At 50.3% G+C, this 14,134-nt stretch carries 14 protein-coding genes; 10 read left to right on the top strand and 4 right to left on the bottom strand.

What is annotated here, in order from left to right:
* Positions 1–144: 144 nt before the first annotated feature.
* The 3 genes from BUB68_RS11555 to BUB68_RS15290 all read left to right on the top strand — a co-directional run bounded on the left by BUB68_RS11555 (position 145) and on the right by BUB68_RS15290 (position 2,532).
* Positions 145–1,239 carry an HAD family hydrolase gene (locus BUB68_RS11555; RefSeq protein WP_256625913.1) on the top strand — a complete coding sequence of 365 codons (1,095 nt, stop codon included), beginning with the start codon at positions 145–147 and terminating at the stop codon, positions 1,237–1,239.
* Between the two features lie 87 nt (positions 1,240–1,326).
* Positions 1,327–1,830: a flavin reductase family protein gene (locus BUB68_RS15295; protein ID WP_178139522.1), complete on the top strand. Its 504-nt coding sequence runs from the start codon at positions 1,327–1,329 to the stop codon at positions 1,828–1,830.
* Positions 1,831–1,833: 3 nt separating this feature from the next.
* Positions 1,834–2,532 carry a Crp/Fnr family transcriptional regulator gene (locus BUB68_RS15290; protein ID WP_178139521.1) on the top strand — a complete coding sequence of 233 codons (699 nt, stop codon included), beginning with the start codon at positions 1,834–1,836 and terminating at the stop codon, positions 2,530–2,532.
* A 43-nt stretch (positions 2,533–2,575) separates the two neighbouring features.
* Here the strand turns inward: BUB68_RS15290 and BUB68_RS11545 are convergent, their stop codons facing one another.
* A complete protein-coding gene (locus BUB68_RS11545; RefSeq protein WP_073091510.1) occupies positions 2,576–3,370 on the bottom strand; it encodes a polysaccharide biosynthesis/export family protein in 795 nt (264 codons plus the stop codon).
* Between the two features lie 191 nt (positions 3,371–3,561).
* Here BUB68_RS11545 and BUB68_RS11540 point away from each other — a divergent pair, with 191 nt between their 5' ends.
* The 4 genes from BUB68_RS11540 to BUB68_RS11525 are packed head-to-tail and all read left to right on the top strand — an operon-like array spanning position 3,562 to position 7,821.
* Positions 3,562–4,527 (top strand): sugar ABC transporter substrate-binding protein, encoded by a 966-nt coding sequence (locus BUB68_RS11540; protein ID WP_073091508.1) that lies wholly within the window; start codon positions 3,562–3,564, stop codon positions 4,525–4,527.
* Positions 4,527–5,855, top strand: a complete 1,329-nt coding sequence (locus BUB68_RS11535; protein ID WP_073091505.1) for a sensor histidine kinase — start codon at positions 4,527–4,529, stop codon at positions 5,853–5,855. The genes BUB68_RS11540 and BUB68_RS11535 overlap by 1 nt, the downstream gene beginning before the upstream one ends.
* Before the next feature lie 2 nt (positions 5,856–5,857).
* Entirely contained in the window at positions 5,858–6,529 is a 672-nt protein-coding gene (locus tag BUB68_RS11530; RefSeq protein WP_073091503.1) for a response regulator transcription factor, read from the top strand.
* Entirely contained in the window at positions 6,526–7,821 is a 1,296-nt protein-coding gene (locus tag BUB68_RS11525) for an ABC transporter substrate-binding protein (protein WP_081371983.1), read from the top strand. Before BUB68_RS11530 ends, BUB68_RS11525 begins: the two co-directional genes overlap by 4 nt.
* 49 nt (positions 7,822–7,870) lie before the next feature.
* On the opposite strand, the gene BUB68_RS11520 is transcribed toward BUB68_RS11525, so the two are convergent.
* Together BUB68_RS11520 and BUB68_RS11515 are read right to left on the bottom strand one after the other, a co-directional pair.
* On the bottom strand, positions 7,871–8,356 hold the full coding sequence (locus BUB68_RS11520) for a PTS sugar transporter subunit IIA (protein ID WP_073091501.1): 486 nt from the start codon (positions 8,354–8,356) through the stop codon (positions 7,871–7,873).
* Between the two features lie 148 nt (positions 8,357–8,504).
* Positions 8,505–9,602: a hypothetical protein gene (locus BUB68_RS11515; RefSeq protein ID WP_073091499.1), complete on the bottom strand. Its 1,098-nt coding sequence runs from the start codon at positions 9,600–9,602 to the stop codon at positions 8,505–8,507.
* A gap of 155 nt (positions 9,603–9,757) precedes the next feature.
* Between BUB68_RS11515 and BUB68_RS11510 the strand changes: the two genes are divergently transcribed.
* From BUB68_RS11510 to BUB68_RS11500, 3 genes are all read left to right on the top strand, one after another.
* Positions 9,758–10,198 carry a metal-dependent hydrolase gene (locus tag BUB68_RS11510; protein ID WP_073091496.1) on the top strand — a complete coding sequence of 147 codons (441 nt, stop codon included), beginning with the start codon at positions 9,758–9,760 and terminating at the stop codon, positions 10,196–10,198.
* Between the two features lie 40 nt (positions 10,199–10,238).
* Positions 10,239–12,152, top strand: a complete 1,914-nt coding sequence (locus tag BUB68_RS11505; RefSeq protein ID WP_073091493.1) for a fructose-1,6-bisphosphatase — start codon at positions 10,239–10,241, stop codon at positions 12,150–12,152.
* 113 nt (positions 12,153–12,265) lie between these two features.
* Positions 12,266–12,679, top strand: coding sequence for an EamA family transporter (locus tag BUB68_RS11500; protein WP_073091490.1), 414 nt, complete (start codon positions 12,266–12,268; stop codon positions 12,677–12,679).
* A 59-nt stretch (positions 12,680–12,738) separates the two neighbouring features.
* Here BUB68_RS11500 and BUB68_RS11495 read toward each other — a convergent pair whose 3' ends face one another.
* Complete coding sequence (locus tag BUB68_RS11495) at positions 12,739–13,503, bottom strand: TSUP family transporter (RefSeq protein WP_073091487.1); 765 nt, start codon at positions 13,501–13,503, stop codon at positions 12,739–12,741.
* Positions 13,504–14,134 lie beyond the last annotated feature (631 nt).

Below are 14,134 nucleotides of genomic sequence, written 5' to 3'. Positions count from 1 at the left end.
GGATAACTCACCATTTTTGTGGATTTTTTGTGTAAAAGTGGATAGATGGGGCAGTTTCCGGGATAAAGGAAGGAAAAAAGCCTCTCCGGAGAGAAAATATGAATGTTGCTAAGTTGTGTTTGGCTCGTAGAAAGGAAGGATATCATGAAGAAAAAGATCTTATCAGGCCTTTTGGCTGGCGCGCTGGCTTTGGGGATTGCGGGCGGCAGCACTTATACGCAGGCTGCCAGCCGGGCGGAACTGGCGGCAATCCAGGTGACGACAGCCAGCGATTTCAAGTATTGGCAGCCCAATTCTCCGACGAAGGCGAAAATCGTCAAATTCGTGGAAGAGGCAACGAATCCTCAGAGCAAGAATTATATTCCGCCCGAGGCACGTATTGCCACTTTTGATTTAGATGGTACCCTTTACTGTGAGACGGCACCTTATTATTTCCAGGAAATGATGTTCCTGCACCGTGTATTGGAGGACAAGAACTATCAGCCTACACCGGAGATGGTGGAAGTAGCCAAGGCGGTACAGCCGCTGATCTTAGGCAAGCAGCCAATCCCGAAGGAACTCAATGCACGGATGGGCAAGGTACTGCATCAATCCTATGCAGGCATGACTGCCGATGAATATGCTGCGTATGTCAAGAAATTCATGGAAACCAAGGAAATCGGACTGACGAACCTCAAGCGGGGCGAAGCTTATTATCTGCCCATGGTGGAAGTGGTTTCCTATCTGCGGAACAATGGGTTCACGGTTTATATGGATTCTGCTTGTGAACGGGAAATCCTGCGCTGCCTCGTGGAAGGCGTGCTGGATGTGCCCCGGGATAAGATGATTGGCTCCAATGTACATTATGTGACCAGCAATCAGGGGACGGATGCGCCCGACCATCATTTCTTTGACCGTCATAAGGAAAAGGTAGTCCGTTCTGGTGTCTTTGCCGGGGAAAATGGCCAGAGCAACAAGATTTTCAGCATTTTCTATGAGATTGGCAAGCAGCCGGTGCTGGCTTTCGGCAATTCCACTGGCGATAGTGGCATGCTGGAATATACCCTGCAGAATAATCCTTACCCGAGTGCCTCGTTCTTCGTGCTTTGCGATGACACCGAGCGGGAACTGGGCAATCCGGCCAAGGCTGAAAAGCTCAAGAAGCTGGCAGAGGAACGCGGCTGGGATACCATTTCGATGAAAGATGAATTCAAGACCATCTATGGCGACAAGGTGAAGCTCGACAAAAAGGTCAAGTAAGGCTGGCTGGATTTTTACAGGCATATAGGGTAAAATTAGACGCAGAAGCAGATGATTTTACCCTATTTTGCAGAGAGGATGAACTAAATGGCAGTAAAAGAGATACGCCCGGATGATTTCAATGAAAGCGTATTCAAGGTAATCGGCAAGGAGTGGCTGCTGCTGACCGGCGAAGCCGATGGCAAGAGCAATGCGATGACCGCGTCCTGGGGCGGCATGGGAATCATGTGGGGCAAACCTGTGGCCTATGTCTTTATCCGTCCGTCGCGCTATACCAAGGAATTCGTGGATAAGGCTGATGGGCTGACCATCTCGGTGTTCGGTGAAGACCGCCGGCAGATGATGAACTATTTTGGTACGGTATCCGGCCGGGATGAGGACAAGATTGCCAAAGCAGGTCTGACCGTCAAACATGACAATGGCCGGACTTATTATGATGAAGCCCGTGTGACCATGCTCTGCCGCAAGCTTTATGCGCAGGAACTGAAGCAGGAGTGCTTCATCGACAAGGCTGCGGATGAGCGTTGGTATCAGGACGATTATCACACCATGTATATCGTCGAAATCGAAAAGATTCTCATGCAGGAGTAAGCTATGGCGAATGAAGCCAAAGAAAAACTCATGCCGCTGCTCAAGAAGTGCTCACTGGCGCAGGGCATGAGTGATGAAGAAGTACGGGAACTTTTGGCCTCGGCTCAGGTGAGCTTGCGGGAATATCCCAAGGGCGATATTGTCTTCCATGAGGGCGATATGCCGCATTCCCTCTATATCCTGCTTTCCGGGGAAGTGCATATCCTCAAGGATACATTCTCGGGACGGCGGATTTTCCTGTCGGAAATCAATGAGCCGGGGGATATGTTCGGGGAAGTCTATGAGGTCTTGAAGCAGCCTTATGATATGTATGTGGAGGCTGTCACCAAGGTGCTCCTGCTGGAAATATCCAGTGACCTGTTCACCTGGGATGCCGGCGGGGAGCTTAGCCGCAGTGCCTTGAAAATCCAGCGTAATCTCATGCGTATTTTTGCCCGTAAAGCCTATTTCATGCACAATAAGATCAAGGTTCTGGCTAGCGGCTCTTTGCGGGAAAAGATTGTCCGTTTCCTGTTCATTGAAATGCAGGGCCGGCGTGAGTTGGAACTGAGTGGCAGCCGGGAGTTTATGGCGGCTTATTTGGCGGTGACGCGTCCCTCGCTATCCAGAGAGCTGTCGGCCATGCAACGGGAGGGAATCCTCGCCGTGGATGGCAAGAGCATCAAAGTGCTGGATATGGAGCGCTTTGAAGAATATCTATGAACACAAAAAAAGCAGCCGTTGGCTGCTTTTTTTGTTGTATTCCTTAGTCCGTTATTGCCTTGTAATAGGTATAAGCCTGGAAATACGGGAGGATGTCTTCCTGCCATCTGATACCATTGGATTTTGGCACATAAATGATGTCACCATCCAGAAGATTGACGTTCTGTGTCAGGTCGTGACGGCGGATGAAGTTTTTCATATTCAGCTGACGATAGTACATGGTACCGTCTACTACACGGATAACCTGTACCCGCGTGCTGCGGCCGCGCTTGGTGAAACCGCCTGCGGATGTTATGGCAGCATAGGCATTGAGATTATCGATATTCATGTCCTGGATGCCGGGCTTTTCCACTTCGCCCATCACGTATACGCGGCGTGGGCCATAGTTTTTTACCGAAACGACCATGCTCGGGATCTTGATGTATTGTGACAGTTTTTCCTTGATGGCTTCACTGGCTTCATCCAGCGTCAGGCCAACCAGTTTGATACCACCTACATAAGGAAGTGTGGCTTTGCCGTCCGGGCCGATCGTTATGGTATTACCACTGCTGTCGGTGGAGCCTGTGCTATAGTCAAGCCCCTGAGGGAAACCCAGGATACTGAGCTGGATCACATCGTATTTAGCCAGCCGGTAATCTCCGGTCAGCTGGCCGCGCGTGAGACCGGCGGTTGTAAAGATTTCATTGGCTTCTACATAGCCATTGGCTACCGGCTGGGCCGTCTCATTGGATTGGACTTCCACCGCATTTGCACCAGCGTTGGTTGCAGCTGCGTCTGCAGGCACATTCGTGAGCAAAGCCAGGGCCGCCAACAGGCCACAGAGGAGGTTTTTTTTCACAATACAACACTTCCTTTGGTATTTATATCCTTGAGATAATAATTACAATTCAACCATTTAATTATAACGAAGCAATGATATATCGTCAACTGCAAGCGGGGAAAATTGCCTATGGAAAAAATCGGATATCAGGGTTATAATGGCGTTAGATTTTATAAGACTTGGCAGAAGAAAGGCGGAAATTTTAGGATATGGAACGGGGCGAGCGACTCTTTTGGGGCGTAATGGGGGCCTTAACCCTTTTTTTGACAGGGCTTATCATGTGGCAGATCCTGCAGACGGATTTTTCTTTGCGGCAGTTGGAACACCGGCGTAAGTTTGGGGCGGTGTATATGACATTGAATAATCCTTTCTACGAGATCGTGGATGAGGAAATCCGCATGGAGGTGGAAAAGCGGGGGGATGTCCTGCTTTCCCGGGACCCCGTCTTGTCGGTGGAGCGGCAGGAGGAGGCTGTACGAGAGCTGATTGACAGCGGCGTGGAGGTTATCTTCATCAATCCCGTGGATTGGCAGCGCATTGGCCCGGCTTTGCAATTGGCGAAGGAGGCACATGTGCTGGTGATTGCGATTGATACCAATGTGGAGGATGATGATTATGTAGCCACTACGGTGGTTTCGGATAATTATATGGCAGGGCAGCAGTGTGCCAGGCACTTGCTGGCAAATGCCAAGTCTGGTAATATTGCCTTGCTGAAACATTCAGAAACCCGGTCTTCGGTAGAGCGCATCCAGGGGTTTTTAGATGGAGTTGCCGTCAATCCGTCTTTCAAGGTCGTGGCACAGGCTGAGTGCCAAGGGCAGTTGGAACAGGCGATGCCGGCTATGCAGGAAATGCTGAGTCGTCATCCGGAAATCGATGTGGTGATGGCCTTGAATGACCCCACCGCGATGGGGGCGATGGCCGCCTTGCAGACCGTAGGGAGATTGGACAAGGTGCTGGTTTACGGTGTTGACGGTGTGCCGGAAACCAGGGAGATGATCCGGCAGGGCCATATGATGGCTACGGCGGGGCAATCTCCGCGGAACCTTGGCAAGCAGGCTGTGGCGCAGGCTTATAAGCTGTTGGCTGGGGAACCGGTGCCAAAGATCTTGCGCTTGCCTACGCAGTTGCTGGTGAAGGAAAATATCAACGCCGACATGGGAGGATGGGATTGATGACGGAAACCTATACACCAGAGGAACGGCGTCTGGAATGGCTTTATGGCCTGCTGGGGCTCTATAATGGTTTTGTCGTTCTGATGATGGCAGGGTTTATGAGCCTGACGCAGGAGAAGATAATCAACACCATGTCGGCGCATGCGTTCCTGACAACATTGCCGATCGTGCCCTTGCCGGCACTCAGGGGATTCCTGGCGGCAGTGGGGGCTTATGCTTTGCTGCTGCTGTTGGGAAAGCTCTATCGTCATGGTGGCATTACGAGCGGGCAGCGGCATTTGGTCTTTGCCGCAGAGATCGGTGTCTGCATGTTGCTGATGCGGAGCCTGAACCTGGCCTATGATGGTGTGGTCCTGCTGGCTGTAGCGGATCTCATGCATCGTTATCATGAAGAGAATCAGAGCTGGCTGCTTTTGGGGGCCATGCTGGGATTATATTTCATGGCCAATTATAATCTGGCGATATTCCAGCGGCATGTAGCTCCTTTCGATGTCTATGCCGCGTATTACCGCCCCGAGGTGCAGTCTGTTTTGTTGGCGATAAAGAACGGACTGATTTCCTTGAATATCGTGTTGTTTGTCCTGTACCTGGTGTTGCTGGTGCAGAACAAACATCATGAGAAGGAGCGGATCGCCAGCTTGAATAAACAGCTGGAAGAGGCGAATGTGCGCTTGCGTGCTTATGCCATCGAGGCAGAACGCAATGCGGAAACGCGGGAACGCAACCGTCTGGCCAGGGAAATCCATGATACTTTGGGGCATACCCTGACGGGAATCGTGGCGGGGCTGGATGCCTGCCTGGTTCTGGTGGATGCGGCTCCCGGCACCGTGAAAAAGCAGATGGAGAAGATTCGGGAAACGGCGCAGCATGGCATTGTGGATGTGCGCCGTTCCGTGAAGAAGCTGCGGCCGGATGATCTGGAAAAAATGCCTTTGCAACAGGCTATAAAAAAAGTTATCGCGGAATTTGCAGCTTCTTCGGGCGTGGAGATCCATCTGGTGGAATTGGGCTGGCCGGACAAACTGCGGGAAGATGAAGAAGAGGTCATCTATCGCATTGTACAGGAAGGGATCACCAATGCCCGCCGTCATGGGAAGGCAACTAAAGTCACGGTTACCTGCGGTTTGGAACCGGGAAGATTTTATATCATCATTGCCGACAATGGAGCAGGCTGTGTTGAGATACAGCAGGGCTTCGGGCTCAGGCATATGGAGGAACGGCTGGCGCTCTTGCATGGGCGGCTGCGCTATTGGAGCGACAATGGCTTTACTTTGGAAGCCACGATTCCTATGGGGAAAAATGCAATAGAGAATAATCGGGAGGCATGAGAATGACCAAGGTGTTTATTGCCGATGATCAGGAACTTATCCGGGAAAGCCTGAAAATTGTCCTGGATCAGAATGAGGATATCGAGGTAACAGGTGTGGCGGAAAATGGGCAGATCCTGATGGAGATGCTGACGCAGGACCTGCCGGATGTTATTTTGATGGATGTGCGCATGCCGGAATTGGATGGCGTGGAAGCAACCCGGGAAGTGAAGCGTCTTTATCCGAATGTGAAAATCATAATCCTGACCACGTTTGATGATGATGAATATGTGTTCAATGCGCTGAAATATGGTGCGAGCGGGTATTTGCTCAAAGGCGTATCGGTTCCTGAACTCACAGGGGCGATCCGGACCGTGGTATCCGGAGGGGCGATGATAAATCCCGGCATAGTCACGAAGGTGGTGAAGTTCTTCAACCAGATGGCACAGGGAAGCAGTGCCGTGGAGCCCAATCCGGCGACGGAAGGACTCAGCCGTACCGAACGCAATATCGCGCATCTGGTGGGGCATGGCTTATCCAATAAGGAAATCGCAGAAAAGCTCAATCTTTCGGAGGGCACTGTGCGTAACAGCCTGTCGAGTACGTTGTCGAAACTGGGGCTCAGGGACCGCACGCAATTGGCAATCTGGGCCGTGCAGACAGGACTGGCTGCTGCTGAGGTGGATGTATCGTGAAGCGTGGGTTTGCGCTATATTTAGCTTTCCTGGTCTTCATGACCTGTTTCCTGGGTTGGTATCTCACGCGGCCGAAGGTGTTGACGGTCGGTCTTTTTGCTGGCAGCAACTGGAATGTGCCAGAAGGGGATTCCTATGCCCTGCTGGAAGAAGGCATCAAGCGCTTTGAAGCAGAACACCCTGGTGTGCGGGTGAAGTATGTCAGCGGCATCCGCAAGGATGATTATTCCGAGTGGTTGGCAGAGCGCCTGCTGAAGGGGGAGGAGCCGGATATCTTTGTGGTTCCCAGTCAGGATTTTGATCTTTATGCCTCCATTGGTGCCTTGCTGCCTTTGGATCGGGTGATGAATAAAGATGCGGATTTTGATCCATCGGTTTATTATCCCAAGGCCTTGGAGGATGGACGCTGCAAGGGCATCAGTTATGCTTTGCCTGTAGGTTCCGTGACTACACTGATGTTCGTCAATAAGACCCTGCTGGCCAAAGAGGGGATACCCATCCCTGACAATACCTGGACCTGGCAGGATTTCCTGCGCATCTGCAAGGCGGTTACAAAGGACACGAATGGGGATGGCCGGCTGGATCAGTTCGGGGTGTATGATTATACCTGGCGCAAAGCGGCACTTACCAATGATGCCCGCATCTTTTCTGAAGATGGGAAGAGTGCTGATTTTTCCAGCCAGAACATGGAGGAAGTCATGCGCTTTATGGCCGAACTGCATGCTGTCAGTCAGGGGCAGGAAGTGACAGCCAAGGACTTTGATATGGGAAAGGTGGCTTTCCGCCCGTTTACTTTTGCGGAGTATCGGACGTATAAGCCTTATCCCTGGCGCATAAAGAAATACAGCTCTTTTGAATGGGACTGCATCAAACTGCCTGCGGGGCCTTCGGGTAGCAATTCTTCCATCATGCAGACCATGCTGGTGGGCATCAGTGCGCGCAGCGGTGAACAGCGTTTGGCCTGGGAGTTATTGAAGACGCTTTGCTATGATCCTGTGATCCAGGAAATGGTATTGACGAAATCCCAAGCCTTGCCAGTGCGGCGGGATGTAGTGGAATCCGATCGTGCCCAGGAATTATTAATGGAGACAACTCCGGGCAGCGAGAAGATGGACCTTAAAACCGTCAGTGAGGTCATGGTTGACTGTATGACGGAACCGAAGTTCCCTCGTTATAAAGAGGCGATGAATCTGGCTGATAACCGGTTGTACCATGTGCTGCAGGAGAATAGTTCGCTAAGCAATGCCCTGAGCCAGGTGCAGAAAGAAATCAACATGTATCTGCAACGTTAGGGCCGGGCCTTGATGTGCATAAAAAAACCGCCTTATAGGCGGCTTTTTCTTATATGGCTATGGCGTATTGCAATACTTCATCATTGCCGGCGGCAACTTCACAGCCGGCCGAACGGGGCTTCAATTCCGATACCTTATCGTAGTTGACAATCAATACAGGTGAGATCATATTGATGGAATTCTTCTTCAGCACATCCAGATCAAGTTTGATGATGGGAGTGCCGGCGGTTACACGGTCTCCGGATTTTTTCAGGGCCGTTAGCCCTTCACCGTTCAGGATGATGCTGTCCAGCCCCACATGCACCAGGATCTGGATGCCATCGTCTGTGGTGATGGCAAAAGCGTGTTTTGTGTCGAAAAACAGGGAAATCACGCCGTCACAGGGGGCTAGTACGGTATCACTGTTTAGTTCGATGGCCAAACCATCACCTGTGAGTTTTTCGGCAAATACAGGGTCGGGAACAGAGGCAAGTTCCATGGTTTTTCCGGAGAAGGGTGCCAGCAGAACCTGGCACAAAGTCTTTGCTGCAGTCATAGTATCGAGCCACCTTTCCTCATTGTATAATTGCATGGTTCATAAGTTAATTGATTGTATTTACGAATTTTCACACAAGTTCTTTAGTTACATTTTACTACGAAATACTAATAAGTCAAGCGAAACCATAAAGAACCATAGTAAATCATCAGGGCAGATTGGGGATATTCTTACTGATGGCCGTGTGGCGGATTATATCCTGTACCCGGAGATCGATGGCCAATTCCTGTTTGTGGAGGGTTTCCGCTGTGGCGAATTCGGCAGGATTGTCTTCCCGCAGGCCTTTTACATAATGCTGCCAGGCCTTGATGCTGGTTTCCGTGGCCTGTTGCCGCTGACGGGCCAGATATTGAGCTCCTGGCGGGACTTCTACAGTATCCAGCTGGGTCTGCCGTTCCTGCAGGCTGGGGATGATATCTCCCTCGATCAGGGATGCGATGTTCTGCTTTTGCTGAGAAGAGAGATGACCATTTTTGGAACTGTTCAGCCGTTTGAAGTGATTCTGATACACTTCAAAGGTTTCATTGCTGTCGTTGACGATTTTTTTGGTAGCTGCGATGTAGTCGGCAATGTCTTTGTTCTGCAAGGGGGATATCTGATCCAGATAGGCTTTATAATTCTTGATATAGGCTACCTGCCAATGTCCGTCCTCCGCTTGTTCCATAGCCAGCTGCAGCGTGAACTCGGTTTGGGTGTAATCCTCTCTTATCGTCAGTTCTGCTGTAGCACTGTGGCCGGAGTGTTCCACCTTGCCAATGCCTGTGATCGTTGTGTTGCGGATCTGGCTGCGTTCAATAAAGCGTTCGAAGTCTATGCCAAGCTGGCGTCCTTTCAGGATATCCGTGCCTTCGGGCAGGCTCCAGCTGCCGGTGCTGATACGCTGCAGGGCTGCATTTTCCATACCTTCGGCCAGCTGCGGCTTTATCAGGATATAGAACTTTTCGAACATGGACCTGGTTTTCGGTGTCAGCTCCGAGTCATAGGCAAAAAGGTCTATGGTCAGATCATCATACGCACGGGAGGAAAGGAGTTCCGCATTTACATAATGCTTGAACGTTTCTTCGTCATGTTCGGTGATGGCGGTTTGAATCTGTTGCAGAGCATATTCGGGGGTGCGTATATAGAAGAAGAAATACCACACCGTTGCTCCAATGATGGCGGCTAGCAGGAAAAAGCCGAAGTAAAGCCGCCGGTGTTCCCGGCTGCGTCGTGCCCTAAGCCGCTTTTGCCAAGTATAATCATCCATTTGCGTTATCTCCGTTCATTTAAGTACCCCCATTATACTATAAGAATGCAGTGGTAGCAATGTTAAGTCAGGGGTTGAAGCATATGGAATTTCAGCTTGTTGATATGTTAGAATAAGTAAAAATGGACCAATATTAAAGGAGTCAGGAAAGCTTAATGAAATGGGTTAATCATGAAATCGTAACGGGGGTTATCGTTTTTGGGGCCACGGGAGACCCGTTGGCAGCCGTTTTTTCGATGGCCGGTGCCATCTTGCCGGATAAAGTGGAAGGACGGCCAGGGGCGGATTATTGGAGCTGGCGGGCACGGCATCGCGGCTGGTCGCATTGGCCGGTCATCTATATTGCAATCTATGCAATCATGCAGCTGGGGCTGCTGCCACATGGTGCTGATGTGGAGCGGGGAATCAGCTTTTTGGCTATCGGCGCCCTGTTGCATATCGCTGAAGATGCTGTTTGCGGCAAAGTGCCGTTTCTTTTGCCCTGGCAAAAAGTAGGAGTCAGGCTTTTTAAGGTAGGTTCTGTAGCAGAATATTTATTTTCGATGGCTGTGGTCATTCTGACCTATATCATTCACGCCCAATCTATGGTAAAATAAAACTGAATAAATGTAAATAATAATACGGGGGCGGTCAAAGATGGTACGTGGTGCAGCAGCTAAGGGCAGGCCAAATAAGATTATGCGGTTATTGGCAGAGAAATATCCAACCAAAGAATCCGTGTATGAACAGTTGATTTATTTACAGTCACGGTTGTCACTGCCTAAGGGCATCGAACACTTTATGAGCGATCTGCATGGAGAGTATGCGTCATTTTTTCATATTCTCAACAATTGTTCCGGGGTTATCCGGGAAAAGGTGGACTATGTCTTTGGCGAACGTCTCAGCGAAGAGGAGAAGGCGGAGTTCTGCACCTTGATCTATTATCCCAAGGAAAAAATTGAGCAGATGGTGAGTGTTCATAAGAATACGCCAGAATGGTACCGGAAGAATCTTTCGCAGTTACTGGAACTGTCTAAGCTGATGAGCTATAAGTATCCAGTTTCCAAAGTCCACGGTTTTATCCCTAAGCGGTATGAGTCTGTCATCATGGAATTGATGAATACACGGCCTGAGGCGGATAATGCTCAGTTTGTCTATCATAAGCGGCTGTTGAATACCATCGTGCAGATCGACAGCGGCGCGGATTTTATCGAGGCCTTTACCGTGCTCATCAAACGGTTGGCGGTTGACAGGCTGCATATTGTCGGAGATTTCTTCGACCGGGGAAACCGGCCGGATGCCATCCTGAATCTGTTGATGAAACATCCTTCGGTCGATATCCAATGGGGCAATCATGATGTGCTCTGGATGGGGGCGGCACTGGGCAATGAATCCTGTATCGCGGCGGTAGTGCGCAATTCCCTGCGCTACAACAATACCGATGTGCTGGAACGTGGTTATGGCATCAGCTTGCGGCCTTTGACCACTTTTGCCTCCCGCAGCTATCCGGATGCCAATCCCATCAAGGCCGCGGAAAAGGCCATCACGATGATGATGTTCAAGCTGGAGGGGCAGCTTATCCGCCGTCATCCGGAATATCAGATGGACAGCCGGCTGCTTCTCGATAAGATCGATTTTCGCTCATCCCATGCTGTGTTGGGGGATGGCAGGCGTTATGAACTGGAAAGTGCGTACTTTCCCACGATTGATGAGGATACAGATGATCCTTATCGGCTGACTGAGAAAGAAGCGGCCATCATTGCGGATCTGAAATCTTATTTCCTGGAGAGTGCCGTGTTGCAGCAGCATGTGGATTACCTCTATCAGAAGGGGAGTCTCTATACCCGCTACAACGGCAATCTGCTGTTTCATGGCTGTGTGCTGCTCAATGAAGATGGCACGATGCGGTCTGTGTCCTATGACGGGCAGGAGCTGAAAGGCCGGGCCTGGTTTGATTATTGCGACCGCATGGCCCGGGAGGCTTATCTGCACCATACATCCGGTGCGGTGGATTTCATGTATTTCCTCTGGTGCGGACGGCTGTCGCCAGTATCGGGGCGGGAATTCAAGACCTTTGAACGCGCGCTGATTGCTGATGAAAGCACCTGGAAGGAGCCGTCTGATCCCTATTTCAAGTACATCAACAGCGAAAAGACTTGTGCTATGGTGCTCAAAGAGTTTGGTCTTGATCCAGCGAAAGGTCATATTATCAACGGGCATGTGCCGGTCAAGGTGAAGAAGGGGGAAACACCGGTAAAAGCGGGGGGCAAGGCCATCATCATTGACGGTGGTTTTTGCAAGGCGTACCACAGCAAGACGGGAATCTCCGGCTACACGCTGATTTCCAATTCCCGTGGCCTGCGTCTCCTGCAGCATCAGAAGATTGCGGATGTCCGGGAAGCTCTGAAGGAGAACCAGGATATTGAATCGGTATCAGAAACCGTGGAACTGCAGGCGTGTCGGACAACATTGGGGGACACAGATGAAGGGAAGATCATACAGGACGAGATTACGGATCTGTATAATCTGTTGCTGGCTTACCAGAATGGATTGATCAAGCCGCAGGAGTAATGCCGGACAAAACTTCTCAGAGTTGTCAAGGGCGGTAGTCACTATCTGGACGTGTTTTCCTGTGCTACAATATAAAGCAGGAAAGGTTACGTTTGGAGACAGGAGGTCTGCTTATGTGGTTGTTACTGGCGTTGTTATCGGCTGTATTTGCTGCGTTGACGGCAATATTGGCCAAAGTCGGCATCGAAGGCGTGAATTCTCATCTGGCGACAGCTATCCGCACGGTGGTGGTATTGGTGCTGGCCTGGGGAATGGTGTTCCTGACCAATGCTCAAAGCGGGATAGCGGACATCAGCCGCAAGTGTTGGATCTTCCTCGTTTTATCCGGTTTTGCTACTGGCGCCTCCTGGCTGTGTTATTTCAAGGCGTTGCAACTGGGGGAAACTTCAGCCGTAGTGGCGGTGGATAAATTGAGCGTTGTGTTGACGCTGATACTGGCCATCTTGTTCCTCCATGAAGAATTTACCATGAAATCTGCAATCGGGGCCGTACTGATCACGGCCGGGACGTGGATGATGATCAAGTGATTGAAGCAAAGCCCCCTTGCCATAAGGCAAGGGGGGCTTTGCTTCATCCTGTTGTCCGTTTAGAAGAACAAGCCATATACGAGTTTGCCGATCAGTATCGTTGTGATGGTGATGAACAAAGGGCGCACGTAACCTACGCCTTTTTTCAAGGCCATGTTAGCGCCGCAGTAAGCACCGGCAATCATGGCCAGTCCCATGGGAATGGCATGGGAAAAATCGATTTGTCCCAGAGCGCCGAAGAAGATCACGGCGGAGATATTACTGGCAAAGTTCAAGGTGCGGGCATTGGCGGCAGCACCTAAGAAGTCGAAGCCGACCATGAGCAGGCCGAAGAGCATGAACGAGCCGGCACCGGGACCGAAGAAGCCATCGTAGAAGCCCAGTGAGAAGGCGACGATGCCAGAAAGGAACAGGAGCCTTGTGGACATGCCGGCATATTTGTTTTCCTTGCCCCAATTTTTTTTGCCTATACTATAGATAAGAACAGCAATCAGCATTATGATGACCAGCGGGCGCAGGATATCCGGTGGCACCATCTGTACCACGAATACCCCCAGAGCCGAGCCAAGGAAGGAAAGGGGGAAGAGGCGCTTCATCAGATAGATATCGACTTTCCCGGAGCGTACAAAGGTAATGAAGCTGGTCAGGGAGCCCATCACGGCAGCGCACTTGTTGGTGCCCAGGGCCAATACTGGCGGCAGGCCTGTCCATAAGAGGGCAGGGACGGAAATCAGGCCGCCACCGCCAACCACCGAGTCTATGAAAGCGGCCATAAAGCCAAAGAATATCAAAAAGGCGGTTGTGCCGAGGTCTAAGAATTCCATATAATCAATCCTCCTTGGAATTAGGATACTACGGAGATGGAATGTTTGGCAACATATATATGCACATATGCCTGCGTATAGGCGTGTGAGAAATAAAATAGCATCTCGGCTCTCAATCCTGCCTTGCGGGGAAGGTGCCAGCTGCGGTTGACGAAAGGGGCTTGAAAGCCAATCCTTAAACTTTTTTCATGATTTTTAAAAAAAGGTGTTGACATATCCTTCCGACTCGTGTAATATAATACAAGTCGCTGACAGACACGGACACAAAACAGTGTAGCGAAGCCTTGATTGGCGAGGCACTGAAGAGTTCCGAAAAGCTTCAAAAAAGAATTTAAAAAAGTTCTTGACAAGCTGAACTGCTGGTGATAAGATAAATGAGTCGCTTGAAGCGACAGGCACTTCTGAAGAGTGCGACAATGATTGTTCTTTGAAAACTAAACAATGCAAAATAATCATGCAACATGATTAAGCCAGATGTTTGAAGAAACTTTTAGTTTCTTAATAAACATCGATTGGTATGAACAACATAGCAATCGGCAATTTCTTTAATAGATAATTGAGAGCTTGATTAAGTTCTTCATAAATTTTATGGAGAGTTTGATCCTGGCTCAGGACGAACGCTGGCGGCGTG

This window comes from Pseudoselenomonas ruminantium (assembly GCF_900142515.1).
GTDB lineage: Bacteria > Bacillota > Negativicutes > Selenomonadales > Selenomonadaceae > Selenomonas_A > Selenomonas_A ruminantium_D.
Note: the sequence above shows the minus strand (reverse complement) of the source record. Positions and strands in the feature narration are given on the sequence as shown.

What these genes read in the sequence shown, in the direction of transcription:
- BUB68_RS11555 (WP_256625913.1), top strand. Translation starts at nt 145, where the DNA reads ATGAAGAAAAAGATCTTATCAGGCCTTTTGGCTGGCGCGCTGGCTTTG.
- BUB68_RS15295 (WP_178139522.1), top strand. Translation starts at nt 1,327, where the DNA reads ATGGCAGTAAAAGAGATACGCCCGGATGATTTCAATGAAAGCGTATTC.
- BUB68_RS15290 (WP_178139521.1), top strand. Translation starts at nt 1,834, where the DNA reads ATGGCGAATGAAGCCAAAGAAAAACTCATGCCGCTGCTCAAGAAGTGC.
- BUB68_RS11515 (WP_073091499.1), bottom strand. Translation starts at nt 9,602, where the DNA reads ATGGATGATTATACTTGGCAAAAGCGGCTTAGGGCACGACGCAGCCGG.
- BUB68_RS11495 (WP_073091487.1), bottom strand. Translation starts at nt 13,503, where the DNA reads ATGGAATTCTTAGACCTCGGCACAACCGCCTTTTTGATATTCTTTGGC.
- BUB68_RS11535 (WP_073091505.1), top strand. Translation starts at nt 4,527, where the DNA reads ATGACGGAAACCTATACACCAGAGGAACGGCGTCTGGAATGGCTTTAT.
- BUB68_RS11520 (WP_073091501.1), bottom strand. Translation starts at nt 8,356, where the DNA reads ATGACTGCAGCAAAGACTTTGTGCCAGGTTCTGCTGGCACCCTTCTCC.
- BUB68_RS11540 (WP_073091508.1), top strand. Translation starts at nt 3,562, where the DNA reads ATGGAACGGGGCGAGCGACTCTTTTGGGGCGTAATGGGGGCCTTAACC.
- BUB68_RS11510 (WP_073091496.1), top strand. Translation starts at nt 9,758, where the DNA reads ATGAAATGGGTTAATCATGAAATCGTAACGGGGGTTATCGTTTTTGGG.
- BUB68_RS11530 (WP_073091503.1), top strand. Translation starts at nt 5,858, where the DNA reads ATGACCAAGGTGTTTATTGCCGATGATCAGGAACTTATCCGGGAAAGC.
- BUB68_RS11505 (WP_073091493.1), top strand. Translation starts at nt 10,239, where the DNA reads ATGGTACGTGGTGCAGCAGCTAAGGGCAGGCCAAATAAGATTATGCGG.
- BUB68_RS11500 (WP_073091490.1), top strand. Translation starts at nt 12,266, where the DNA reads ATGTGGTTGTTACTGGCGTTGTTATCGGCTGTATTTGCTGCGTTGACG.